Origin of the sequence: Lactobacillus sp. (assembly GCF_051893255.1) — a bacterium.
Taxonomy (GTDB): Bacteria; Bacillota; Bacilli; order Lactobacillales; family Lactobacillaceae; genus Lactobacillus.
Map to the genome: position 1 here is coordinate 1 of NZ_JBJFHB010000078.1, position 1,578 is coordinate 1,578.

Consider the following 1,578-nt stretch of genomic DNA (forward strand, 5'->3'; position numbering starts at 1 on the left):
GACTACTCCGTCGAGTAATCATCCAACACTAGGTTAGTATGTTTGCTTTCCTTTTTTCTCCGCGTTAAGCGAAAGATTAGACCTAACATGTGGATCCGCATCAGCAAGTTGCCTAGGCACTGGCAGAGCCTTATACATGGCTCTGCGTCTTACTTTCATATTCATTCCCCCATCAACCAATCAATAATGTTCACCTGGCTGATCCCCTGGTCGTCAAAATGCCCCGGATCTTCAGTCAAGATGATCTTGGGATAGTTGTCATCGATCAGCCGCAGACTTCTAACTTCCCGTTGGTAGGTCTGTTCATCGTCCAAAGACAGCGATACCTGGTAGTACTCCCGTCTTCCATCCTTCACCACCACAAAGTCCACCTCAGTCTGCTGCATCACGCCAACATAAATCTCATATCCCCGCCGGCGAAGCTCCTGATACACAATCGTTTCCAGCCGGCTCCCCTTGTTGGGCCGCTTCTGCCCCACTAGGGCCCGGCGCAAGCTAATATCAACTGGATAATATTTGGGATTGATGCTCAGATACTTTTTTCCGCCGATATCAAAACGGTCGCAGCGGTAAAAAAGAAAGGCATTTTCTAAGAGCTCCAGGTAAGAGGCCACCGTGTTCGGCGTCGTCTTCTCTCCCATTGAGGTCAAGGTACCCGCAATTTTCTTAGGGCTAGTCAAGCTACCTGCTGTGTCTGTTAAAAAAGCTGCTAATCGTCTAACCAAAGTTGAATCGCTCTTATCTTTTTTGGCAAGCACGTCCTTGACTAAAACCGTGTTTACCACGCCATCAATGTAGTCGCGGAAACTTTCATCATCTGGCAGCTGCAAGGCAAAAGGAAAGCCGCCCCTGAGCAGGTACTGCTGGTAGCTCTCTTGCAAAGATTGATCAGGCTTAGCTTGGGCAAATTCCTTAAAAGATAAGGGATATACCGGAATTTCGATATAACGTCCAGAAAGCAGCGTCGCTAATTCACCTGACAGCATAAAGGCGTTAGAACCGGTAATGTACAAGTCAACATTGCTTTTAATAAAAAGACTATCAACTGCTTTTTCAAAATTAGGAACATTTTGGATTTCATCCAAAAAGATATAGTTCATCTGATCAGGCAGCAAGCGTTGACTTAGGTAGCGATAGAGTTCCTGGTAGTCAGTCAGCTTGGAAAAAGCTAGGTCCTCAAAGTTGATTGCTTGAATCTGCTCTGGTTGAACGCCATCAGCTAAAAGCTGTTGCTGAAACAGCTGCAACAGGCTAGATTTGCCGCAGCGTCTAACCCCGGTTAGAACTTTAATAATCTGCTTATTAGCTAATTTTTCTAGTTTTTGTAAGTAAGTTGGTCTTGGTACTAGCATAAAATCATCTCAATTAACTTCAACAAAATTGTATTTTCTAGATCTATTTTAAGTTAATTGAGACAAAATTGAAAATCTACTGTTTTATTTAAGTTAATTGAGACAAAATTAAAAAAACAAGTTCCATCCGGAACTTGTTTTTTCTATTATTTAGTTAAAAAGCCAACCACTCTGGTATAAACTTCCTCGCGGTTTTGGTGCAAACCGTGGTCACTGCCTTCGATTA

The 1,578-nt window shown here is 43.3% G+C and carries 1 protein-coding gene; it reads right to left on the reverse strand.

The window, feature by feature from the left end; genetic code table 11:
- Window positions 1-161: 161 nt before the first annotated feature.
- Window positions 162-1,352 carry an ATP-binding protein gene (locus tag ACI4WN_RS07490; protein ID WP_439777652.1) on the reverse strand — a complete coding sequence of 397 codons (1,191 nt, stop codon included), beginning with the start codon at window positions 1,350-1,352 and terminating at the stop codon, window positions 162-164.
- Between the last annotated feature and the right edge of the window lie 226 nt (window positions 1,353-1,578).

Coding starts and splice junctions, on each gene's coding strand:
- ACI4WN_RS07490 (WP_439777652.1), bottom strand. CDS start 1,352: ATGCTAGTACCAAGACCAACTTACTTACAAAAACTAGAAAAATTAGCT.